Below are 22,924 nucleotides of genomic sequence, written 5' to 3'. Positions count from 1 at the left end.
TAGCTGTGCCACCGGTTAAAGTTACATCGGCAACATCGGCAGCTAAAACACCTGTTAAACTTCTGGTTAAAATACTTGCGCTTGTAGTACCATCGTAAGTCTTGTTATCGGCAGTAAAAACTCCGGTAACATTTAGTTTTGAAATACTGGCAGTAGTGGTTGCTACCCCTGTTAAGTTATAGTTACCTGCTTTAGTTCCGCTTAGCGCCATACCTGTACTGGTAACTGTTTTACCAGTACCAACAGTTTCATTGTTAAATGCAGCTGTACCTCCCGATAGGGTTACTGCTCCAATATCCCCAGGTAATAGCCCTATCAAATTTCTACCAGAAACCGTAGCTGTTGCATTTCCATCATAAGTTTTATCAGAGGCTGTAAATGTTCCACTAATATCAAGCTTTGTAATGTCTGCTGTAGTGGTTGCAACGCCTGTTAAGTTATAGTTACCTGCTTTTGTACCACTCAAGGTCATGCCAGTCGAAGTAACCATTTTGCCATTGGCCACATCAGCAGTACCAAAAGTGGCTGAGCCGCCTGTTAAAGTTACATTGGCTGCATCGGCTGGTATTACACCCGTTAAACTTCTGGTTAATATACTTGCAGCAGTTGTACCATCATAAACTTTATTATTGGCAGTAAAATTACCACTTATATCTAACTTCGTAATATTACCCGTAGTAGTAGCTGTGGTGGTAGTAAGGTTATAATTATCTTTTTGAACACCTGCTAAAACAAAAGTATTTACAGTAATGGTTTTTCCTGTGCCTATATCTGCAGTATCATAACTGGCAGTACCAGTCGCAGTAACCACATCAGCCCCAACCTTTCCTACCAGGTTATAATTGCCTGCAGCCAGGGTTGCTGTTGTTGTATTATCATAAACCCTGGTAATTAACGGAGCTGCGTTTAATGTAAGCGTTATGTTCTTTTTATTTACGGTCAGGGTTTTGGTTACAGTAGTTGCAGCATTGTAATTGGCATTTCCAGCCTGTGTTGCAGTTATAACGCTTGAACCTGCCCCGACAATAGTTACCGTATTCCCAGAAATGGTTGCAACAGCTGGCGTTCCTGATGAATAGGTAATAGGAAGTCCTCCATCAGAATTAGCAGTTAATGTAAATGACGCATCGCCATAAGTTTTAGTCTGATCGGTAAGGGTAATGGTTTGGTCGGCCTTAGCAATAACAATAGTATAAGATTTTATTCCCGTATTGGCCGTTGTACAATTATCAGTTGCTTTAATGTCAAAATTATAAGTTCCCACTAAAGTAGGCGTTCCGGTAATTGCACCGGTACCCGCAGTTAAGGTAAGGCCGTTAGGTAACGCTCCTGAATTTACAGTATAAGTGAACGTACCACTTCCACCTGAAGTGACATTGGCTGTTTGGCTATATGCTGTATTGTAAGTTCCGTTGGCGGGCAACGTAGTATTAAATGTTAAAGTCGGATTTACAAGGGTTAAGGTAGCCGCATTAGAAGTTAAACCATTGGCGCCCGAAAGCACAACCCGATATTTACGACCACCTAGTGTTGAGGCATTTGTAATGGTTAATGTTGCCGTTTTAGTACCTGTGTAAAGTCCTCCTTCGGTTAAATTATAAAAGTTTGTTCCGTCGGTACTTTCCTGCCATTGGTAAGCACAAACATTGGTAGCCACCACGGTAAAGGTAGGCGAAGTACCCTGGCATACATTATTTCGATCGGCAGGATGGGTAGTAATACCTACTCCGTTTACCACATATGCTTCGGCAGTAACCGTAGGGTTCCACGGATTACCTGTTCCTTCTATCTCCCAATTTCCGGCAGTATTGATTGCTGCAAGCAATGCAGCTGCCGTTCCTGTTTTAAGGTTTGCTGTTTTATTATATCTTGCTATCTGAGCTGCAGGAAACGATGGGTCGCCCGGATCGGCAAGCCTGATACCCAGATTTTGAGCGCCACTAGCCAATGTAGCAGGTAACATTGATTTTTCAGCTCCTAAAGTAGTATTTGCTAAGGTAGCATCCCAATATGTACCTGCAGAAGGGTCTCTGTTAATACTGATACCTGCCAGGAAAGTAGGACTCGCTACTGTATTTACAAAAGCAAATAGCTGATCGCCTGATATCTCAGCCAAACTCATGTGTTCAGCTGGAGTTACATTTAAGACACTTGTATTATAAGAATCTTGTTGTATGGCTATGCTTCCTCTGGCTGCTCCAGTTCGAGATTTAGCAGTTAGAATATACTTACAGGTAACAATCACTTCAGTACCTGCAGGATAGGCCACATCTGCTGTCCACTTCAATATGGCATCACTCCTACCCTTATCGGCAGGTTGAAAAGCATTGGCGCTGGTCCATCCTAAATCAGTGAAATAAATTACCTGACCAGCAGCTACATCTTTCAATATCATAAAAGAGAAAGAATCATCTACTGTTGAACCATTTACACCATCATCTAATTGATTATAGCCTGTAAAGACCAAATCGCCCGGGCCAAGCGTACATTGTGCAGAGGCAGAAAAACCAATACACAGGGCCAGGCAAAAAGGTACCAGGTACCTCAAAAGTTGTTTACGTAAAAGTGCTTTCATAGAGAGCGCTGATTAGGGATGATTAATGATAAATATTTTATGAGCATAGGTAGGTATTCAACCATCCTGTTGAAATTCCTGTTATTTTATGCCCACTCATTCTTTTAAAAGTATCTTCTACCGCCTTAATATCTAGCGTTTGAAGATGTTGTATCTCTCCTGCTGCAGTATGTACATAATACAGCGGGGCCATATACTGGTGGCTTTCAGCATTTAATAGCATGCTTCCTTTAGCACCGGCCAGTGTTTTACCGGAAAGTAATTCAATTATATTTTGAGGATTTGATTCACCTGTTTCCCATAGGGTAGCAATAGTTTTAAGAATTAAAGCAGTATCCCATCCCAACACGCCAAAACTATCTGGTGTTCTGCTTGTGCGTTTCCGGAATGATGAGCAATACTGCTCATTTTCTGGCAGGGGATTATTCTGGAACCAGGAAGTATAACCTTCAACAGCTAAAAAATCAGCTGTATTGGTTAATGCGCCTGATTCTTCGATCATAACCGGACTTCCGTAGAAAGTTGCCTCGGTATTAACATTGGTTTTATTAAACTGAGCATGTATTTCCGGAACCAGTTCTCCACTCAAAACGGTTAAAAAAGCCTTCACTTCGCGATCTTCTTCTAAAAAAGACAACAGCGGGGCTGCATCGAAATTATCTTTTAACTGATGACCAATTAAATTGAAGCCAATATTTTCACCTGTATTGGAGAACGAAGTTGAAAAAGCATGGCATAAAGAATATCCCCCATCGTAATATGAACTGATGAAGGCTGCCTTTTGGTGTTCTTTTGCTACCTTTTCGCCAGTGCACCAGCTCCCCAGGGCACTACTCAAATGATGATGGATTACATTAGGATGTCCCTGCCAGGTTTGAGGATATTTAGCACCGTGGTTAACTACAATCAGGAGCTTGTTTAAAGCTTTTACAAGCGGAAACAACGCTTCGATAACAGGAAAATCGGCGTAGGCTACCAGTAAGTCTACCTGATACTGCATCAGTAACTCTTCAGCCTTTTCTGCGATTACGACTGCATCTGTTCCAAATCCTATATTAACGGTAACGCAGGTAATATCCTGGCCCAACTCATACTGATCTAAAAACGCATGAATCCCATCCATAAAGCTGTAAGCGATTAATGGGTGAGTTGTGGAGCGGGGCAATAATAAACCTACTTTCATTTGTTTTTACTTGTTTACCTGATTAGTTTGGAGAAGGAAAAATTCCAAATAAGGAAATGATAAAGTTGATGGCTAAATAAGGTTGCATGTTTTCATGCGGCTGCGAACCTCCGGCCAATCCTATTGAAGTAGTAGATGCCAAAGGGGCCATTTTTAATCCGCTTGATGTTTTACTGAAAAATTTCTTTAAAGGCGCTATCCCTATGGCATGATTATCAGGCGAAGAAAAATTACCTGAAGAATCTCCACGGGTTGTAAGTGTAAGCTCTCCATTAATATTATGTTGGTGAGCAGGCATTTGATTAACAGTTAAAGTAACCGATTCTACGCCGGCCATTTGTCCAATCACATAGGTAGTTCCTGTTGTTGCAGTACCCATGTGTACAGGCACCCGGCCATTAAGATTTGGAAGACCAAAGGTTTCTTGTCCGTCTCCACCATAAGTAGTACCAATTAAATTAAACAAAGTTTCATTTTCTGATATGGGAAGTAACTGGCCATTGCAAAATGCCCATCCTACCGGGGCAAAATTGCCTCCAAACATTCTAATTTCTCCAACGTATGGGTTCATAATCTCTTTGTGTTTAGTATAAATTAACTTCTTGCCGGGAATACCCCCTGCATTGCTACTACAAATGTTACTGCTAAATAAGGTTGCATATTGTTATGAGGAAAACCACTTCCTGTAATTTCAGTTGTTGTATTTAAATTTACGTTGAGTGGTGTCATAAAATTGGCCCCTGCAGTATCACTATAGAGGTTAGTTGTGGTCGTTGCCGGAAGCGATCCTACAGCTGTAGCGGTAAGTGGAGTTGTACCGGTACCCATCGCAACCTGTAGGGTATGATTATGCGAAGGTATTTCGGTTTGAAGCAAGGTTACAGTAGCTGAACCTGCAGTTTGACCAAGATCGTACATTGACCCGGTAGTACTTTGCCCCTGCCCTAATGGCACAGTTCCCTGAAGGTTAGGCAAGGCAAAAGTAGCTCTTCCATCTCCACCATAAGTAGTTCCTAAAAGCGAAAACAAAGCAGTGTTTTGAGATATGGGTAGCAATTGACCATTACATAGGGCTGTACCGTTCATTGCAAAATTTCCGGCGAACATAAATATTTCACCTACAAAAGGAGTTGCTGGCATATTCGTTTAATTAATTTCGTGAAGGAAAAATCCCCTGAAGGGCAATAATAAAATTGATTACGGTATAGGGTTGCATGTTGGTATGCGCCTGGTTGCCGCCAATAGCTGCCGTAGTAATTGGTGCCACATTACCCATGCTGGTATCGGGCAGATTAGTAAACCTTTTTGTTTCTGCCGTATTTTCTGCAAAATAATTACCCTCGGGCGTAGTTTTATTGGCAACGGCACCTGTTTTGGCCTTAACCTCTCCGGGCGTAACCGAATGAACGTGCTGTGGAAGTTCTGAAATTGTTATCGTATGATTTTCCTCTCCTGCAATTTGTCCCAGCGAGACACTGTTTCCCCAGTGAACCGGAACTTTCCCTCTAAAATCAGGTAATGCAAAAGTTGTTACCCCGTTTCCACCATAAGTGGTTCCTAAAATGGAAAACAGCGCCTGATTTTGAGCAATAGGCAAGAATTGTCCATTACATAATGCCCAACCTCTTGGAGCAAAATTAAAAGACACTAGACTTATCTCACCTAGGTAAGCGTCAGATGTAATTCCCATGATGTAAAAATAGTTTGGATGATTTGTATATGTAAATGTAAAGCAAAGTTTTCAGAACAAACAAAAAAAATAGCAAAATCACAATATTTAAGTATTTATATCGTTGCCATACCTTTTTTCCATTTTTTTTCACAACATTTACATCAAATTATTTACGCCCTATGCATTTTAAACGCAGGTCATTTCTCAAAAACGCCTCTATAATAGCCGGAACGGCGCTTCTAGGTTCGCCAATCGAATCTTTTGGAGCAATCAACAAATCCATTAACAATTTTACCAAAGGCAATAGCATTAGCATTTTCCATACAGCAGAACTGAATGGTAATATCAATCCCAATGCCGATTTAATTGGCGGACTTCGGGAAATCCGCAATACCATTAATCAATCGGAAACATCCGGTTTGGTATTAGATGCAGGTAACTTTGTTAACAAATCGTTCTCATCTGATATTATCTATCAAATGAATAAAACAGGTTATCATGCAGCAACCATCGGAATTACCGAATTAATTTATGGAGCAGCTAAATTTGAACAATTGGTATCTGAAACCAGCTTTCCAATTGTAAATTGTAATTATACATTCCAATCTTCAACAAAAGTAAGGCCTTATTCAATTGTCTATGCCGGTAAACTCAAAATCGGTATTACCGGAGTTTGTTCGGAAGTTAAAACAACAGGCCTAACTTTTCGCGATCCTTACAAGCGTGTTAATTACATTACTAAAGTTTTAAAAGAACAGGAGGCTTGCGACTTGGTGATTTGTCTTTCTGCTTTGGATACGAACGATAAAAAGTTTAACAATCAGGTTTTGGCAACTGCTTCTAAATATCTCGATTTTATTATAGGTACTAAAAACGACCAAATGCAAAATGGTGCTATCATTTTGCAAAATGCAGATAAAAAGGAGGTGATTGTTAGCGCAGCGAACTACAATGGTTTGGTTCTTGGAAAAACAACTTTTGGCTTCAATACTGATAAAGTTCGGAATCACTTTAACCATGAATACCTGATTCCGGGTTCTCCTTTTAAGAAAAATTCACTGCAATCGCAAAACTTATACCGTAAGCTAACTGCTGAGTTAGTTTAATTCTGAGGTTCTATCTTACTCGTTACAAGAATAAGACAGAACCTCTTTACCAAGCTTTTAAATAGCTTTCTGCATAAATTAAGTCATTTAAACTACCTTCCTTAGCCAACAATATGCAGCAATTGCGTTATTTCCATTCTTCAAATAAATACTAATTTAGCTGAAACGGGATCCAGTTTGCTAAGGCGCACATGCTATTTGTTTTTTCAGTTCCACAATCAGGTCTTTAGCCCCTTGCGTATCCATTCGCTCCAATTCTCCGATCATCATCAAGGTTGTGATCCGGTCAAAGGTTTGAGGTTGATTTTCTGCTTCAAATTTATAGCCATAAGTTTCGAATAAACGATCCGTCCATTCGTTTCTTAGTGCATCTATTACCAAATGAACCCTCACATTATCGCCAGCGTTGATAATGCTGTGCGTTTGATCAAAGTCGATATACCAGCACGAACCTTCATCCAGTTTCAACTGCTCTCCTGCTACCATGAACTTCAGCTCACTGTTGGTTTGAATGGGAACATGAATCCTTAGCACTCCTCCTTCGTAATTACAACCACGATCTCTGTGGGGCTTAATTTCTGCTCCGGGATGTAATGCAAGTAACCGAATAGTGTGTTTTGGGCATTGCCACTCTTGTATGATCGATTGTATATAAGGAAGTTGTTTTAAAAGCGGAGTATCCTGATGATGATCTACTCCATAGTGAGCTGAAACGTCATGCTCGTTGCCACTAGCCGAACGAAGTGCTATACATTGCCAGTTCCCTTCATAATCTTGCCTATTGAAATGATTTACCCAATTTTGCTTTAATGCAAGGGCAAGTTCGGCTTTGAGTAGCGGAACGTTATAATTTTGACTAAACCGAATGTATTTGAGCAAGGCTGAGATGTTTTTTGTAATATTAGTTAAGTGTTTGTTATTGCGCAAATATTTAATCGCTTTTTAACCGATTTGGCAAATATTTAAGCCAATTTAAATACTTATAAAGTTGCGACTTTAATTTTAATATACCTCAGCTGAATCTTTCAATGCGAAAATCAAAGCGCCGGGCTCAATTCAGGGGAGTAAGGAATGCTGAATTCTTCATGTTCAGATCATCAAAATATATGCATGAGAATTATTATCCCCCCAACTTTTCCGCTTGATCCAAAACAAGAGCTTAAACTAATAATTATCAATTAGTTATTACAAACAAAAAAGGAGACAATCTAAATGATTATCTCCTTAAGGGTCGGTGGCGGTGTGTATTTCGAACCATTTTGTGGACGAATTGCTTGAAATATGCGGTTTTTCGAAAATTTTAAAACAACAGGAAAGTTTAGAATATATGATTATCCATACGCATTAAGTGATGGGAAATTATTGCCGAATCCCTATGCTTCCTTATGTCACCTTTCAAAGTCGACCTCGTTGAATTGTTAAAATTTGCTCCTATAATTAATCCAATTTCCTTACACTCAACCCTAAAGCTCGAGAGTACTGACAGGTATGAAGAATTGTTTTGACACAACCCAAGTTCAAACACCGCTCTATTTACTTAAAAGATTCGTACCCATGTCAAGTCCTCTGCAAACATCCTTTATAGAACCCCGCATATTGACAAGATCCAATGTATCTTTTAAAATGTACATCAAATATTTGCCTGTTATCAAACAAACTTAAGGATTTATGATATAGCTTCAGTATCAATGATAAATGACTTATCTCTTAAGTCTTCTATTAAACTATCACTAACGTCCTGATCGTTCAGAGATTTGAGTTTTTCTATTATGGACAACTGCCTACTTTTTTCTCGTATCATCAAAGGATCGTTGGCAATTCTAGTTTCTAGATCATTAACGTGAATATTGAGGTTGTCCCTAACCTGAATAAACATATCGACGGTATCTCGGGCATAGCTTGCGACATCTGCAACATGATCTAGATTTTGGTCTAGCATAAAATTTAGTGTGCTATAGACAGAAGTGCATGCATCCAAAGCAAAAGACACAAAAACTTCTGAATAATCCTCAGTATCGGGTGTTATCATATCAATAGCCTCTGCATGCTCCTGGATTTCGTCGCTGCCAAAAAGGTTTTTAATGAATAGAGATTGGTATATCATCTCGATTGAATCAAGAAGTACTTTAGGATCACCCCAATCAAACTTCTCATGAAAGTAAACATAGTTTGGATAAAGCCTTTCACATGTTAGCGCAGCGAACAAAAGTTGCTGTTCTGCCGTAAGAGACTTTAATTTATCTTTTATATCTTCTCTATATATATCCATCTTATCGCTATTGGTTTGTAACTGATTTTAACGGCAATACGAGTTTCACTGGCTTTAGTGGCGTTACAGCTGCTACACCATTAGCCTGTATAGTTAGTGCACAGTTGAAACTTTTTAAGTTGCAGGGCTTTGCTACAATTATATTCGTCTCTCACACGCGGCACGCGTGCGCCAGCTTAGGGCTGAATTCAGGGGAGTAAGGAATGCTGAATTCTTCATCTTCAGATCATCAAAAATATATGCATGAGAATTATTATCCCCCCAACTTTTCCGCTTGATCCCTTTTTTTGCCTGATCCGAAGCATCGAACCACATTTCAAGATATTAAATAAAATATAATTAACTGAAATAAACACTTTAAACAAAAAAAGCAGCTCTTTTCAGAACTGCTTTAAAACTCGGGGTGGAATATGGGGCTCGAACCCACGACCTCCTGAACCACAATCAGGCGCTCTAACCAACTGAGCTAAAACCACCGTGTTTTTGGAGTTACAAAAGTACGACTTTTAACCATCCCTGCAAATATTTTTATTAAAGTTTTTGAAACAAATTTTTAATCCATTAACATTCAATTATTTGAATTTGAAAAAAAAATTCAATAACACCTAAAACAAGCTATTTTAACGCTAAAAACATACCTTTACGGCGTTTATGATCGAAATTTATACAGACGGAGCAGCCAGCGGAAACCCCGGACCAGGTGGCTGGGGCACCATTTTAAGGGCCGGGAAACACTATAAAGAGCTAAGCGGTGGTTTCAGGATGACCACCAACAACCGCATGGAGCTGCTTGCCGTAATTAAGGGTTTGGAGGCATTAAAAAGTTTAAACCAGGAGGTTACGGTTTTCTCCGATTCTAAATATGTGGTTGATGCGGTCGAAAAAAAATGGGTGTTTGGCTGGCTAAGCAAAAACTTTAAAGACAAGAAAAACAAGGATCTTTGGTTACGTTTTCTTGAACTCTACAAACTGCATAAGGTAAAATTCGTGTGGATAAAAGGTCACAACGACCATCCTGAGAATGAACGTTGCGACCGTTTAGCGGTTTTTGCCTCGCAAGACAAAGCAAATCTGGCAATCGATACGGTATTCGAAGCAGAACGGGCTAAGGGAATTTAGTCTATCCCCCCTACCACACCTAAATCTTGCAGGGTATTTTCTACCCTGGCTTCAGGCGAAATTGATTTGGCAGTATATAAAAGCATCATTTCTTCTGCTTTTTCTACCATATTTTTCGACCCGATAAATACCGGCACCCTTTGATGCAGTTCTGTTGGCTGAATGTCGAGAATGCGATCAAAACCGGTGCTGGCTTTCCCCCCGGCCTGCTCAATGATAAAGGCCATGGGGTTGCACTCGTACAATAAACGCAGTTTTCCATTGGGCGAGCGTGCAGTTGTCGGGTAAATATAAATCCCCCCCTTAATTAAATTACGGTGAATATCGCCCACCATCGAACCGATATAACGCGAGGTATAAGGGCGTTTGCTAGCCTCATCTTCTACCTGGCAATATTTGATGTATTTTTTAACCCCATCCGGAAAATGTACATAATTCCCCTCATTTACCGAGTACATATAACCGTTTTCCGGTATTTTCATCTGCGGATGCGAAAGACAAAACTCTCCGATAGAAGGATCGAGCGTAAAGCCGTTCACGCCTTTGCCTGTAGTGTAAACCAGCATGGTAGAAGAGCCATAAATAACATAACCCGCAGCAACCTGCTCTGTACCCTTTTGAAGCACATCGGCTAAACTGGCCCGGCCTTCAACCGATTTTCGCCTGTAAATAGAAAAAATAGTGCCCACGGCTACATTCACGTCGGTATTCGATGAACCATCCAGGGGATCGATGCAAACAATATACTTTGCATTTTGCGAAACCGGCGAATCGATATGAATAATCTCGTCTTCTTCCTCAGTAGCTACAATACAACATTCGCCACCGCTGGTTAAGGCGGCAATAAACTGTTCGTCAGCATATACATCCAGTTTTTTCTGCTCTTCGCCCTGGATATTGGTGGTCCCCATATCGCCCAGGATATCAACCAAACCTGCCTTGTTAATTTCGCGGTTAACAATTTTGGCGGCAATGCCAATATCCCGCAGCAGCCTTGAAAGTTCGCCCTTGGCATAGGGAAAATCTGCCTGTTTTTCGATAATAAATTGTCCTAGTGTTTTAACGCCACAAACCATACTTAGTGTACTTTTTACATTATCTACCTGATAATTCTATGACCTCTAAGGTATGAATATTTTCGTCAGTAATGCAAAAACGGATCAAGGTTCTCACTTTATGCCAGCCGTGTTTTCCGGCCGAACCGGGGTTTATATGCAAACATTTCAGTTTTTCATCGAACATTACTTTCAGAATATGCGAGTGCCCGGTGATAAACAATTTCGGAGGGTTAGTGTATATTTCAGGCTTCACCAAACTCGAATACCTACCCGGATACCCGCCAATATGCGTCATCCACACATCTACCTGTTCGCATTTAAACCGGTTATTCTCCGGAAACTCATTCCTGATGGCTGCATCATCTATATTCCCGAACACCCCCCGCAAAGGTTTAAATGCGGCTAAGGGGCCAGCTACACCCGGTCCGAAATCGCCGGCATGCCAGATTTCGTCTACACTTTCAAAATGCTTAAAAACCGCATCATCCAAAAAACCGTGCGTATCCGAAATTAGTCCTATTTTTTTCATGGTGTAACTTAATTTTGCCTGGTCTGTAAAAGATAATCAACCCTAATACTTAAATTCAATTAAAAACTACAAGGTTGAACATGTTAATCAGTAAGCCAGGAAAAAATCCTTTAGTAATGTTTTATATGCTGCTGTGTGCACTTTCAAATCTTCATAAAGATAAAAATCACTTTCCTGCAACACCGTTTCATTTTTCCCTAAACGAATGATCTGCCTGAACGCGGCCTTCGACCGGTCAGAATGGACATGAATCCTCTCCATCAGCCCAATCCCATAATGCTGCGCATGAAATACGACTTCATCAGCCTGCTTTACCGGCAAGATCAGCCAGGCTTCGCCATCAGCAGCCAGTAACTCGCTTATCTTTTTTACCAGCACGCTAAAAAAACCTTCCGCAGCATGCCGTGCAATTCCTTTTCGTACCTCTTCATTCTTTAGGTCGTTTACAAAAAAAGGCGGATTGGAAACAATCAGATCAAATCTTTCGGGGGAATGATATTGTTCGATTGCGGTATGGTTAATGGTTAAACGACGGTTGAATGGCGATTGTTGAAAATTCCGTTCAGCAGTTTCAGCAGCTTGCTCATCAATTTCTACCGCATGTATGTTCGCATGAGGAAAACGCTGCGCCAGCATCAAGGCAATTACGCCGGTACCCGTTCCAATATCCAGGATGTTCTTAGGTGTGTGGTGATTGGCCATAGCCCCTATTAAAACCCCATCGGTATTGATCTTCATGGCACAACCGGCTTGGTCGACCTCAAATTGCTTGAACTTAAAAACACTCATCCTAAATCTCGTACAATTCTAATGGCAAACCATCAGGATCAGCAAAAAAGGTAAAGCGCTTATCGGTAAACTCATCAATGCGTATCGGTTCGGTAACAATTCCCTGTTCATTTAACCGCTTAATTTCCTTTTCAATATCTGCCACCTCAAAGGCCAGGTGCCGTAAACCCTGTGCTTCGGGGCGCGACGGCCGTGCCGGCGGATTCTCGAAAGAAAAAAGCTCGATCTGGTAAACGCCATTTACGGCCAGGTCGAGTTTGTACGATTTCCTTTTGGCACGGTAAACTTCGGCCAATACCGTAAAGCCGAGTTTATTTACATAAAAATCTTTCGATCTTTCATAATCAGAACAAATAATGGCAATGTGGTGGATTTTATTGAACATAGATTTGATTTAATGGAAAAACACATTTGCAGCGACAATTTCTATAAGATTTCTTCTGAATAAATTCGTCATCTCGAGCGGAGTAAAACGTAGTCGGGAGATCTATCAAGACAGATCTCTCCATTCCACTGCGTTCCAGTCGGGATGACGCCCAATGGCTCTATCCTATTCAACTTTCTGTCATTCCAGGTTATGTTATAAATTCAAACCCGAAATGACGACCTGCAAGTTACATTAACGTCAAAAGTAAATAAAAGCGCAATTATATTATACGTTACAACAAGCTTTTTAAATTTTTAACGCTAAATTTGCGACTTCAAAAAAAAAGCATGATTCATTTCTTCTCTAGTCATCCTGAGCCTGTCGAAGGGCGATCGCAGGCGGTTTTTGTTTTACAAACAGATAAAGCGCTTTCTACAACTGATATTACTAAACTCGAATGGTTATTTGGCGGTGCCAAAATCTCGCAGGAAACAGCTCTTAAGGGCTTTTTTGTAGGACCACGTGCAGCTATGATTACTCCTTGGAGTACCAACGCGGTAGAAATTACCCAGAACATGGACATGCAGGGCATTATCAGGATCGAAGAATTTAAACAGGTTGACGAAGCCTTTGCCGATTACGACCCGATGCTCTCTCAAAAATACGATAAGATTGACCAGGATATTTATACCATTAACATTAAGCCTGAGCCAATTTTAGAAATTACGGATATTGCTGCTTATAATATACAGGAAGGACTTTCTTTAAGTGATGAAGAGGTTGATTATTTAAATTCTTTAGCGCAAAAATTAGAAAGACCATTAACTGATTCGGAAGTTTTTGGCTTCTCGCAGGTCAACTCAGAACACTGCCGACACAAAATCTTTAACGGAAAGTTTGTCATCGACGGTGTAGAGCAACCTACCTCTTTATTTAAGCTCATCCGCAAAACATCTGAAGAAAACCCGAACGATATTGTTTCGGCCTATAAAGATAACGTGGCTTTTATTAAAGGACCTAAAGTACAGCAGTTTGCACCTAAACGTGCCGATCAGCCCGATTTTTATGCGGTAAGCGATTTCGATTCTGTAATTTCCTTAAAAGCAGAAACCCATAATTTCCCGACCACGGTAGAGCCTTTTAACGGTGCAGCAACGGGTTCTGGCGGCGAAATCAGGGACCGTTTGGCAGGTGGACAGGGTTCTTTACCTTTGGCCGGAACCGCAGTTTACATGACTGCCCTTTCGCGTCTGGAAGAAAACCGCCCCTGGGAACAAGGGGTAGAAGAAAGACAATGGTTGTACCAAACCCCTATGGATATCCTGATCAAAGCATCAAACGGTGCTACCGATTTTGGAAATAAATTTGGCCAGCCACTTATTACCGGCTCGGTTTTAACTTTCGAACACGAAGAAGATAACCGTACCCTGGGTTTTGATAAGGTAATTATGTTAGCCGGTGGGATTGGTTACGGAAAAACGAGCCAGGCACAAAAACTTAAACCTCAGGAAGGCGATAACATCGTCATCCTGGGTGGCGAAAATTATAGGATTGGTATGGGCGGAGCAGCAGTTTCATCTGCTGATACTGGTCAACACGGAAGCGGTATCGAATTAAATGCCATCCAGCGTTCGAACCCCGAAATGCAGAAACGTGCCGCCAACGCAGTACGTGGTTTGGTAGAAAGCGATCACAACCCGATTATCTCCATCCACGATCACGGTGCAGGTGGCCACTTAAACTGTTTATCAGAACTGGTTGAAGAAACCGGCGGTTTAATTAACCTCGATAAACTTCCTGTGGGCGACCCTACCCTTTCGGCCAAAGAAATTATCGGTAACGAATCGCAGGAAAGAATGGGTCTGGTAATCGGTAACGATCATATCGAAACCCTGCAAAAAATTGCCGACCGCGAGCGTTCTCCTATGTATACCGTAGGTAAAGTGACCGGCGATCACCGTTTCACCTTTAAATCGGCCACAACCGGTTTAAAACCTATGGATTTAGAGCTTGCAGCCATGTTTGGCAGCTCGCCGAAAATTGTAATGGAAGATAGCACGGTAGAACGTAAATACAGCGACTTAAGTTACGATGCCAGCCAGTTAAATACTTACTTAGAGCAAACGCTTCAATTAGAAGCAGTAGCCGCTAAAGATTGGTTAACCAACAAGGTCGACCGCTGTGTGGGTGGCCGTGTAGCCAAACAACAATGTGCCGGTCCGTTACAACTGCCTCTAAACAACTGTGGCGTAATGGCTTTAGATTTTCAGGGCAAAGAAGGTATTGCCACTTCTGTTGGCCACTCGCCTGTTTCAGCACTGATTGATTCGGCTGCAGGTAGCCGCAACGCCATTGCCGAATCACTTTCAAACATCGTTTGGGCGCCTTTAAAAGATGGCTTAAAAAGCGTTTCGCTTTCTGCCAACTGGATGTGGGCCTGTAAAAATGAAGGCGAAGATGCCAGGTTATATTCGGCCGTAAAAGCTTGTTCTGATTTTGCAATCGACTTAGGCATCAATATCCCAACCGGGAAAGATTCCTTATCTATGAAACAGAAATATGCCAACGGCGATGTGATTGCTCCCGGAACCGTGATTATTTCTGCAGGTGCCAACTGCGATGATATCACTAAAGTAGTTGAACCGGTATTGCAAAAAGATGGTGGCGCCATTTACTACATCAACCTGTCAAACGATAGCTATAAATTGGGTGGTTCATCTTTCGCACAGATTTTAAACAAAGTAGGTGCAGAAACACCTGATGTTAAAGATGCAGCTCAGTTTAAAAAGGCATTTAATACCTTACAGCAATTAATTAAAGCTGGCCAGATCCAGGCCGGACACGATATTGGTAGCGGTGGTTTAATTACTACCCTGTTGGAAATGTGTTTTGCCGACCGCGCATTAGGCGCTCAGCTGGATTTATCGGCTTTAGGAGAGCAGGATAGCATTAAATTGCTTTTTGCCGAGAATATTGCCGTAGTTTTCCAGGCCGATGTCGCTGTAGAGAAAACATTAACCGAAAACGGCGTTACTTTCCACAAAATCGGTACAGTAAGCAATTCGGCCACGCTTGAGGTTAAAAATGCTGCCGATAGCTTTAATTTCGATATCGATCATTTACGCGATGTTTGGTTCAAAACGTCATACTTATTAGATAGCAGGCAAACCGGCAATGGCTTAGCCAAAGAGCGTTACGATAATTACAAAAACCACGTTTTAAATTACAGTTTCCCGCTTACTTTCGATGGTAAAAAACCGGTAATTGACGAAACCAAGCCAAGGCCAAAAGCGGCCATTATCCGCGAAAAGGGAAGTAATTCTGAACGCGAACTGGCAAATGCCATGTATTTGGCCGGTTTTGATGTGAAAGATGTACACATGACCGATTTAATTACCGGCAGGGAAACTTTAGAAGATATCCAGTTCATTGGTGCGGTGGGTGGTTTCTCCAACTCTGATGTTTTAGGATCGGCAAAAGGCTGGGCTGGTGCATTTTTATATAACGAGAAAGCAAGAATTGCACTGGAAAAATTCTTTGCCCGCCCTGATACTTTATCTGTAGGTATCTGTAATGGCTGCCAGTTATTTATCGAGCTGGGCTTAATTAATAAAGACCATACCGATAAACCTAAAATGTTGCATAACAAAAGTGGCAAACACGAAAGTATTTTCACTTCTTTAACCTTACAGGAAAACAACTCGGTGATGTTATCAAGCCTTGCCGGCAGCACCTTAGGGGTTTGGGTATCGCATGGCGAAGGAAGATTCTCGCTACCATACGCAGAAGATCAATACAAAATTGTAGCTAAATATGCTTACGAAACCTATCCGGCCAGCCCGAACGGTTCTGATTACAATACCGCCATGCTGTGCGATGAAACCGGCCGTCACCTGGTGATGATGCCGCACATTGAGCGTTCATTGTTCCAATGGCATTGGGCAAATTATCCGGCAGGCCGGAAAGACGAAGTTTCGCCATGGATGGAAGCTTTTGTAAATGCCAGAAAATGGATTGAGCAACAAGGATAATCAATTGATGGAAGATGTGAAATGGATGATGGGCATAAAAACTTTCATCCATTTTTTTGTTTTACAGCCTACCCGTCATTTCGAGTGGAGTGCAACGAAGCCGAGAACCACGGAGTGCTCAGCGAAGCTAAATCTGCCTCTATAGATTTCTCCATTTCGCTGCCGGCAAAACCGGCTGGCTTCAGTCTGAAAGAACGATTCTTCTATAGGATCTGTCATTCTGAGGCACGAAGAATCTTTAACAGACAATCGCATACTTTAATTTAGCACGGTTTTAAAATGGTTAAACCGACAACATTACGTATTTCATTCTTAAACAAAAGATTCTTCACTACGTTCAGAATGACAAACCACGGAATACTGTCACGCTGAACTTATGAATCTAACATACAATAAAACCCCTTAAACGAGTTCAGGGTGACGAATCTTATCAAAAAACGGCCTGAGCACCGCTCAAACCGTTTCAATTTACCCAACCTTACATTTTCCCACAAGAGCATGAATAGAAAAATTGTTTAGCCGTCATGCTGAACTTGATTCAGCATCTTTCCCTGGGGTAGACCCTGAAACAAGTTCAGGGTGACGAATTTATCTCCTTAAATCCCTTGAATATCCTTCCTCACCTCTTTCCGCCAGCCTTTTCCATATTTACGATCCATAAAAGCAGCTATTACTTTATTATAATCTGCAATATTGATATCCCAAGGGGCTATGCACCCAAAATCATAGTACTCCAGGCCATATTTTCGCTCAAATATTTCCTGACCTTTAACATGGATAGATGCAATACCTCCGTGGATCAGAAACTTAAGCTGTCCTTTACGGATATCCGCATTGGCCTGTTTAATGCTCTCTTTTTTAATACTATCATCAAATATTCCGGGTTTAGCATTTAACTGTATCGAAACCAGGCAAAGAATCATCCATATTAAAGTGTGCTTTTTCATAATTGGCCTTGGTAAACTTTAATTAGATATCTGAAAATTAATGGCCATATTATACCTCACCCGTACCGGAACGCCTTTATTTTTACCAGGTTTCCACAAGGGCGATTTTTTAATCACTTTCACAGCTTCTTCATCACAGCCAAAACCAATTCCTTTAATAACGGATACATCGGTAATCGAACCATCTTTTTCTACTACGAAACTTACAAATACCTTACCCGACGCCCCTTCATCCTGCGCTCTTGAAGGATACCTTAAATTACGCTCCATGTATTTAGCCCAGGCTTTGGCTCCACCGTTAAACTCGGGGTATTCATCAGCACCCAAATAGATCTCTTTATCTTCGCCTGCTCCTGCCCCTTCTTTAGCGGTTCCGCTTCCATCGCCATTACCTTTATTATCAGTTACCACCGCATTTGGAGCCACAATACCATCCTGCGTTTTGGTGCTAATTACTGCCAGTTTTATATCATCAACCGTAGGTGGCGGCGGAAGTTCTGTTTTATTCACCACTACCACCTGCGACGGAAGTGCTACCGTTTTAACCTTAACCGGTTCTGCTTTTTTGGGTTCAGGTTTTTCTTCCGGCTTAGGTTCTTCTTTTTTCATTTGATGAATAAGGTCTGGTGGTGTAATCTCGGTAACAAACCCTTTTTCTTCCGGAATGATATCCTTTGGAAACAATTTCGCATAAATTAAAGGAGAGAAACAGGCGAGTACAAATAAACTGCCTGATAGGAAAAGGGCTTTTGTCATAATCGCTGATGATTTAGACCTTAATTCGTAAGCACCATAATTTTTGTTGCGATTTGCAAATACAAGATCGAGCCACTCGGTTTTGTATACGTTAATGAAAGAGTTGAACATAGCTTTTAAGTTTTATAGCATGATGCTGCAAAACCGCCGATTCCATAAACGCTTTAAAAAATCAATTTTCTTTGCAAAAAATGAAATTTTTCATCTGAAAAACATTTTTTTATTTCATTTTCAATAAAATTCATAAAAATAATGTGATTTTTTTACGAGAATTAATAAAATGTACTATTTTTGACAAAAAACATAACAAATTAATGAAAAGCTTAAGAACCATCGCATTAAAAGAGGCTCAAAACAGAATTTCACCTGAAGTTAAATCTCCTTCATCGAAAATTTCTGATTTTTACGGCTCAAATGTATTTGATAAGAAAAAAATGAGAGATTTCTTATCTAAGGACGTGTATGAAAAATTAATTTCATCTATCAACCAGGGTGAATTAATTAATTCAGACGATGCTAACCAAATTGCAACCGCTATGAAAGCGTGGGCGATTGGTGCTGGCGCAACGCATTATACACACTGGTTCCAGCCATTAACTGGTACAACGGCAGAAAAACACGATTCATTTTTTGAGCCAAGTGGCGATGGAGCTATCGAGAAATTCTCAGGTAGCGCTTTAGTTCAACAAGAACCAGATGCTTCCAGTTTCCCTAACGGCGGTATCCGTAACACTTTCGAAGCCCGCGGTTATACTGCATGGGACCCTTCATCTCCAGCCTTCATTATGGAAAGTAAAGCAGGTAAAACCCTTTGTATTCCTACTGTTTTTGTATCCTACACAGGAGAAGCATTAGATTATAAAGCACCTTTATTAAAAGCATTGGCTGCATTAGATAAAGCTGCTGTTGATGTTTGCCAGTATTTCGATAAAAGCATCACTAAAGTAAATGCTTCTTTAGGTATTGAGCAAGAATATTTCCTTGTTGATGAATCGTTATTTAACGCCCGTCCGGATTTATTATTAACCGGCCGTACTTTATTCGGACACATGTCTGCTAAAGGTCAGCAATTGGAAGATCATTATTTCGGTTCTATTCCTGAGCGTGTATTCACTTTCATGGTAGATTTCGAAAACGAAGCCCTAAAATTAGGTATTCCTTTAAAAACCCGTCACAATGAGGTTGCACCTTCTCAGTTCGAGTGCGCGCCGATTTATGAAGAAATCAACTTAGCTATCGATCACAACCAATTGTTGATGGATTTGATGGAAAAAGTTGCCCGTCGTCACCACTTCCGTGTGTTGTTACACGAAAAACCATATGCAGGTATCAACGGATCAGGTAAACACAATAACTGGTCGTTAATTACCGATACCGGTAAAAACTTATTGGCACCAGGTAAAACGCCTAAAAATAACTTAATGTTCCTTGCTTTCTTTGTTAACACCATTAAAGCGGTTAGCGAACATGCCGATTTATTACGTGCAAGTATTGCATCGGTAAGCAACGATCACCGTTTAGGTGCTAACGAGGCTCCTCCGGCAATTATCTCTATCTTCTTAGGTTCACAATTGAACGATGTATTGGATGAGATTGAGCATTCACGTATCAGCAAAAAAATCAAAGAAGATAATGCACTTTGGTTAGGTATCCCTAAAATCCCTCAGATTTTATTGGATAACACCGACCGTAACCGTACATCTCCTTTCGCATTTACAGGTAACAAATTTGAGTTAAGAGCGGTAGGTTCGTCTGCTAACTCTTCTGCTCCGATGACGATCTTAAATGCAATTATGGCTGAGCAATTGGTTAAATTCAAAGCTGAAGTAGATAAATTGATCAAAAAAGGTGATAAAAAAGATATCGCTTTATTAACCGTGATCAAAAAATACATCAAAGAATCTAAAAATATCCGTTTCGAAGGTAATGGTTATAGCCAAGAGTGGGAAGATGAAGCTGCAGCACGCGGTTTATCAAACATCAAAACTACACCAAAAGCTTTAGATGCTTACTTAACTGAAAAATCAGCTGAGTTATTTGCAGCAACAGGCATTTATAGCCCACGTGAAATTCATGCCCGTCATGAAATCATGTTAGAAAACTTCTACAAAAAATTACAGATCGAGGCACGTGTAATGGGCGAAGTGGCAAATACTGCCATTATCCCGGCTGCCATTGCTTACCAAAACTCTTTGATCGAAAACGTACAAGGATTAAAAGCAATCGGTGTAGACAGCAAAGTTTCTATCGATATCGTGAAAAAATTATCAGAGCATTTAGAAATTGTGAAAACCAATATCGATGCGATGTTAGAAGAACGTAAAGTAACCAACAAAATCGAAGATACCCGCGAAAAAGCAATTGCTTACGATGAGAAGGTTAAATCTTACTTCGATACCATCCGTTACCACGCTGATAAATTGGAGCAGATTGTTGACGACAGTGTTTGGCCTTTACCAAAATTCAGAGAATTATTATTCATGAAATAGATTTCAAGCCGTAAGGTTTAAGGTATAGGGCGTAAGGTTTTAACTTTACGCCCTTTTCTTTTGGTTCATTTATTTTATTGGTCATTAGTTCATTAGTTCATTGGCCATTAGTTCATTGGTAACTGCAAATTGCCAACTGTCAACTGGTTATTGTTCATTAGTTCATTGGGCATTAGTTCATTAGTGACTGCAAATTGCCAACTGCAAACTGTTAATTGGTTCATTGGTCATTAGTCATTAGTTCATTAGTAACTGCAAATTGCCAACTGTCAACTGGTTATTGGTCATTAGTCATTACTTCATTGGTAACTGTAAACTATCAACTGTAAATTGGTTCATTGGTAACTGCAAATTCCATCAGGTTTATTTAACAAAGGCCGGTGCAAAGGAAAAACCCGCTACAGAGAACAACCCTCAGTACCCTAAGCCCGATTGTACGAATGCCGTTTTAATAGACAGTTTTTTTAATCTCAGAAATTTAAAAACGGCAGCAGGAAAAGCGGGGCTGAAAGCCGCCATGGAATACGAACCTTCACTTCCCAAAAAGAATAAGCCGCAATCTCTTGCTGTTATATGAATATAAACCTTTGTGCATAATGCCTTTTGCTTAGCCCAACTTACCTACGCTTAGGTCCCTAAGGCGGTAAATCATCAGGTAAAACCCAACACCAAATTAATATTTTCATCATCAACTTTAGCCTTCTGCTACCAGACTTCGGACTTTCTATCAACCTTTTACCCTCTACCCTTTTACCTTCCACCTTAAAAAACTATCTTTGCGCAACATGAGTGATAACAGGTACAATCAACGCGGCGTTTCTGCCTCAAAAGAAGATGTGCACAATGCCATCAAAAACATTGATAAAGGAATTTTCCCAAAAGCATTCTGCAAGATCATCCCCGATATTTTGGGAGGTGACGAAACCTATTGCAACATCATGCATGCTGATGGTGCCGGCACCAAATCTTCTTTAGCTTATGTGTACTGGAAAGAAACCGGCGATATTTCGGTTTGGAAAGGTATTGCACAGGATGCCATTATCATGAATATCGACGATTTAATCTGCGTGGGTGCTACGGATAACATCCTGCTGTCTTCTACCATTGGCCGCAATAAAAACCTGGTACCAGGCGAAGTCATCGCTGCCGTAATTAACGGAACAGAAGAAATTCTGGCCGATTTACGCGAACAGGGCATTTCCATCTACTCAACCGGCGGCGAAACTGCCGATGTGGGCGATCTGGTACGTACCATTATTGTCGATTCTACCGTGACCTGCCGCTTAAAGCGCGAAGAGGTCATCAGCAACGATAACATTAAACCTGGCGACGTGATTATAGCTCTGGCATCATACGGACAAGCTACCTATGAAACCGAATACAACGGTGGCATGGGCTCAAACGGCTTAACCTCTGCCCGCCATGATGTTTTTGATAAATCTATTGCCCATAGCTACCCTGAAAGTTTTGATCCTGCAGTGCCTTTCGACCTGGTTTTCTCAGGTGGTAAAAAACTAACCGAAGAAATAGAAATCGAAGGTTTCGGCAAAACAACTGTTGGTAAGTTGGTGCTGTCACCTACCCGTACCTATGCACCGGTAATTAAAAAGATTTTAGAAAGCTACCGCAGCCAGATCAATGGTATTGTGCATTGCAGTGGTGGTGCACAAACTAAGGTGTTACATTTCATCAATGATGATATCCATGTGATCAAGAACGACCTGTTTCCTATTCCGCCGCTTTTTAAGCTGATACAGGAGCAATCAGGTACCGACTGGAAAGAAATGTACAAAGTGTTTAATATGGGGCACAGAATGGAGCTCTATGTACCACAGGAAATCGCAGATCAAATTATCGACATATCAAAAAGCTTTAATATCGATGCCAAAATTATCGGCCGCGTAGAAAAAGGTGGTCAGAAACAGGTAACGATAGAGAGTGATAAAGGAACATTTGTTTACCACTAAATTCGCACTTTGCGTTTCATATAAAGGCTTTGGATAAATTCCGAAGCCTTTCTTTTTTATCATCATA

Annotated in this window: 18 protein-coding genes and 1 tRNA gene; 5 read left to right on the top strand and 14 right to left on the bottom strand. The window is 40.8% G+C overall.

The features are described from left to right. From ACFSR6_RS18540 to ACFSR6_RS18520, 5 genes are all read right to left on the bottom strand, one after another. Positions 1–2,575 (bottom strand): beta strand repeat-containing protein (locus ACFSR6_RS18540; RefSeq protein WP_379081629.1); only part of this gene is annotated, 2,575 nt, incomplete at its 3' end. A gap of 37 nt (positions 2,576–2,612) precedes the next feature. Further along, entirely contained in the window at positions 2,613–3,758 is a 1,146-nt protein-coding gene (locus ACFSR6_RS18535) for an ABC transporter substrate-binding protein (RefSeq protein ID WP_379081627.1), read from the bottom strand. 22 nt (positions 3,759–3,780) lie between these two features. Then, a complete protein-coding gene (locus tag ACFSR6_RS18530; RefSeq protein WP_379081624.1) occupies positions 3,781–4,329 on the bottom strand; it encodes a phage tail protein in 549 nt (182 codons plus the stop codon). 23 nt (positions 4,330–4,352) lie between these two features. Beyond that, positions 4,353–4,898 (bottom strand): phage tail protein, encoded by a 546-nt coding sequence (locus ACFSR6_RS18525; RefSeq protein WP_379081622.1) that lies wholly within the window; start codon positions 4,896–4,898, stop codon positions 4,353–4,355. 10 nt (positions 4,899–4,908) lie between these two features. Beyond that, the gene (locus ACFSR6_RS18520) at positions 4,909–5,448 is read right to left on the bottom strand and encodes a phage tail protein (protein WP_379081619.1); all 540 of its coding nucleotides are present in this window, start codon (positions 5,446–5,448) and stop codon (positions 4,909–4,911) included. A gap of 161 nt (positions 5,449–5,609) precedes the next feature. On the opposite strand from ACFSR6_RS18520, the gene ACFSR6_RS18515 reads away from it, so the two are divergent. Beyond that, entirely contained in the window at positions 5,610–6,536 is a 927-nt protein-coding gene (locus ACFSR6_RS18515; RefSeq protein ID WP_379081616.1) for a bifunctional UDP-sugar hydrolase/5'-nucleotidase, read from the top strand. 180 nt (positions 6,537–6,716) lie between these two features. Here ACFSR6_RS18515 and ACFSR6_RS18510 read toward each other — a convergent pair whose 3' ends face one another. From ACFSR6_RS18510 to ACFSR6_RS18500, 3 genes are all read right to left on the bottom strand, one after another. Continuing rightward, complete coding sequence (locus ACFSR6_RS18510; RefSeq protein WP_379081614.1) at positions 6,717–7,463, bottom strand: aspartyl/asparaginyl beta-hydroxylase domain-containing protein; 747 nt, start codon at positions 7,461–7,463, stop codon at positions 6,717–6,719. A gap of 739 nt (positions 7,464–8,202) precedes the next feature. Beyond that, positions 8,203–8,805, bottom strand: a complete 603-nt coding sequence (locus tag ACFSR6_RS18505; protein ID WP_379081612.1) for a DUF416 family protein — start codon at positions 8,803–8,805, stop codon at positions 8,203–8,205. Between the two features lie 401 nt (positions 8,806–9,206). After that, a tRNA-His gene (locus ACFSR6_RS18500) sits at positions 9,207–9,282 on the bottom strand. Positions 9,283–9,456: 174 nt separating this feature from the next. Between ACFSR6_RS18500 and rnhA the strand changes: the two genes are divergently transcribed. Continuing rightward, on the top strand, positions 9,457–9,924 hold the full coding sequence (gene rnhA / locus ACFSR6_RS18495; protein ID WP_379081609.1) for a ribonuclease HI: 468 nt from the start codon (positions 9,457–9,459) through the stop codon (positions 9,922–9,924). On the opposite strand, the gene fbp is transcribed toward rnhA, so the two are convergent. The 4 genes from fbp to gloA2 all read right to left on the bottom strand — a co-directional run bounded on the left by fbp (position 9,921) and on the right by gloA2 (position 12,685). Further along, the gene (fbp, locus tag ACFSR6_RS18490) at positions 9,921–11,000 is read right to left on the bottom strand and encodes a class 1 fructose-bisphosphatase (protein ID WP_379081606.1); all 1,080 of its coding nucleotides are present in this window, start codon (positions 10,998–11,000) and stop codon (positions 9,921–9,923) included. The genes rnhA and fbp overlap by 4 nt on opposite strands. A 19-nt stretch (positions 11,001–11,019) precedes the next feature. Further along, positions 11,020–11,511, bottom strand: a complete 492-nt coding sequence (locus tag ACFSR6_RS18485) for a metallophosphoesterase family protein (protein WP_379081604.1) — start codon at positions 11,509–11,511, stop codon at positions 11,020–11,022. Positions 11,512–11,598: 87 nt separating this feature from the next. Next, the gene (locus ACFSR6_RS18480) at positions 11,599–12,300 is read right to left on the bottom strand and encodes a tRNA1(Val) (adenine(37)-N6)-methyltransferase (protein WP_379081602.1); all 702 of its coding nucleotides are present in this window, start codon (positions 12,298–12,300) and stop codon (positions 11,599–11,601) included. Between the two features lies 1 nt (position 12,301). Then, the gene (gloA2, locus tag ACFSR6_RS18475; protein ID WP_379081600.1) at positions 12,302–12,685 is read right to left on the bottom strand and encodes an SMU1112c/YaeR family gloxylase I-like metalloprotein; all 384 of its coding nucleotides are present in this window, start codon (positions 12,683–12,685) and stop codon (positions 12,302–12,304) included. A 329-nt stretch (positions 12,686–13,014) separates the two neighbouring features. Between gloA2 and purL the strand changes: the two genes are divergently transcribed. After that, the gene (gene purL, locus ACFSR6_RS18470; RefSeq protein ID WP_379081598.1) at positions 13,015–16,698 is read left to right on the top strand and encodes a phosphoribosylformylglycinamidine synthase; all 3,684 of its coding nucleotides are present in this window, start codon (positions 13,015–13,017) and stop codon (positions 16,696–16,698) included. 596 nt (positions 16,699–17,294) lie between these two features. Here purL and ACFSR6_RS18465 read toward each other — a convergent pair. Both ACFSR6_RS18465 and ACFSR6_RS18460 read right to left on the bottom strand, forming a co-directional pair. Continuing rightward, on the bottom strand, positions 17,295–17,645 hold the full coding sequence (locus ACFSR6_RS18465) for an FEKKY domain-containing protein (protein WP_379081596.1): 351 nt from the start codon (positions 17,643–17,645) through the stop codon (positions 17,295–17,297). A gap of 18 nt (positions 17,646–17,663) precedes the next feature. Continuing rightward, positions 17,664–18,512, bottom strand: coding sequence for an energy transducer TonB (locus ACFSR6_RS18460; RefSeq protein WP_379081593.1), 849 nt, complete (start codon positions 18,510–18,512; stop codon positions 17,664–17,666). Positions 18,513–18,715: 203 nt separating this feature from the next. Between ACFSR6_RS18460 and ACFSR6_RS18455 the strand changes: the two genes are divergently transcribed. Then, entirely contained in the window at positions 18,716–20,890 is a 2,175-nt protein-coding gene (locus tag ACFSR6_RS18455) for a glutamine synthetase III family protein (protein WP_379081591.1), read from the top strand. A gap of 785 nt (positions 20,891–21,675) precedes the next feature. Beyond that, positions 21,676–22,857 (top strand): AIR synthase related protein, encoded by a 1,182-nt coding sequence (locus ACFSR6_RS18450; protein ID WP_379081589.1) that lies wholly within the window; start codon positions 21,676–21,678, stop codon positions 22,855–22,857. Positions 22,858–22,924: the final 67 nt, after the last annotated feature.

It is taken from the genome of Pedobacter vanadiisoli, from assembly GCF_042684385.1.
In the GTDB taxonomy this organism is placed as follows: Bacteria; Bacteroidota; Bacteroidia; order Sphingobacteriales; family Sphingobacteriaceae; genus Pedobacter; species Pedobacter vanadiisoli.
The sequence above is the reverse complement of the archived record's forward strand: the minus strand, read 5'-3'. Positions and strand labels throughout refer to the sequence as shown.

What these genes read in the sequence shown, in the direction of transcription:
- ACFSR6_RS18535 (WP_379081627.1), bottom strand. Translation starts at nt 3,758, where the DNA reads ATGAAAGTAGGTTTATTATTGCCCCGCTCCACAACTCACCCATTAATC.
- ACFSR6_RS18530 (WP_379081624.1), bottom strand. Translation starts at nt 4,329, where the DNA reads ATGAACCCATACGTTGGAGAAATTAGAATGTTTGGAGGCAATTTTGCC.
- ACFSR6_RS18525 (WP_379081622.1), bottom strand. Translation starts at nt 4,898, where the DNA reads ATGCCAGCAACTCCTTTTGTAGGTGAAATATTTATGTTCGCCGGAAAT.
- ACFSR6_RS18520 (WP_379081619.1), bottom strand. Translation starts at nt 5,448, where the DNA reads ATGGGAATTACATCTGACGCTTACCTAGGTGAGATAAGTCTAGTGTCT.
- ACFSR6_RS18515 (WP_379081616.1), top strand. Translation starts at nt 5,610, where the DNA reads ATGCATTTTAAACGCAGGTCATTTCTCAAAAACGCCTCTATAATAGCC.
- ACFSR6_RS18505 (WP_379081612.1), bottom strand. Translation starts at nt 8,805, where the DNA reads ATGGATATATATAGAGAAGATATAAAAGATAAATTAAAGTCTCTTACG.
- rnhA (WP_379081609.1), top strand. Translation starts at nt 9,457, where the DNA reads ATGATCGAAATTTATACAGACGGAGCAGCCAGCGGAAACCCCGGACCA.
- fbp (WP_379081606.1), bottom strand. Translation starts at nt 11,000, where the DNA reads ATGGTTTGTGGCGTTAAAACACTAGGACAATTTATTATCGAAAAACAG.
- ACFSR6_RS18485 (WP_379081604.1), bottom strand. Translation starts at nt 11,511, where the DNA reads ATGAAAAAAATAGGACTAATTTCGGATACGCACGGTTTTTTGGATGAT.
- ACFSR6_RS18480 (WP_379081602.1), bottom strand. Translation starts at nt 12,300, where the DNA reads ATGAGTGTTTTTAAGTTCAAGCAATTTGAGGTCGACCAAGCCGGTTGT.
- gloA2 (WP_379081600.1), bottom strand. Translation starts at nt 12,685, where the DNA reads ATGTTCAATAAAATCCACCACATTGCCATTATTTGTTCTGATTATGAA.
- purL (WP_379081598.1), top strand. Translation starts at nt 13,015, where the DNA reads ATGATTCATTTCTTCTCTAGTCATCCTGAGCCTGTCGAAGGGCGATCG.
- ACFSR6_RS18465 (WP_379081596.1), bottom strand. Translation starts at nt 17,645, where the DNA reads ATGAAAAAGCACACTTTAATATGGATGATTCTTTGCCTGGTTTCGATA.
- ACFSR6_RS18460 (WP_379081593.1), bottom strand. Translation starts at nt 18,512, where the DNA reads ATGTTCAACTCTTTCATTAACGTATACAAAACCGAGTGGCTCGATCTT.
- ACFSR6_RS18455 (WP_379081591.1), top strand. Translation starts at nt 18,716, where the DNA reads ATGAAAAGCTTAAGAACCATCGCATTAAAAGAGGCTCAAAACAGAATT.
- ACFSR6_RS18450 (WP_379081589.1), top strand. Translation starts at nt 21,676, where the DNA reads ATGAGTGATAACAGGTACAATCAACGCGGCGTTTCTGCCTCAAAAGAA.